We start from the raw sequence: 233 nt of genomic DNA, 5'->3' as shown, positions 1-233 counted from the left end.
GACATCCCTGAGATTGCGGGCGATGATCTGGGCGCGGTCACTGAAGACGCCAACAACCCAACCTTAACTGACACTGGCACCTTGACCATCAATGATGCCGATGCAGGGCAGTCTGTATTCCAGGCTGGCACTGGCACCCCAAGTGCGGGTGCGCTCGGCAGCTTGACCATTGATGCTACGGGCAACTGGACTTATAACGTCGCGAACGCCGATGTGCAGTATTTGGCGGAAGG

General features: G+C 57.5%; 1 protein-coding gene. It reads left to right on the top strand.

Features of this window, described 5'->3' with window-relative positions; genetic code table 11:
• Nucleotides 1-233 (top strand): VCBS domain-containing protein (locus tag H5073_RS18665; RefSeq protein WP_220488116.1); only part of this gene is annotated, 233 nt, incomplete at both ends.

The organism is Shewanella sp. SR44-3 (assembly GCF_014163735.1).
GTDB lineage: Bacteria > Pseudomonadota > Gammaproteobacteria > Enterobacterales > Shewanellaceae > Shewanella.
Note: the sequence above shows the minus strand (reverse complement) of the source record. Positions and strands in the feature narration are given on the sequence as shown.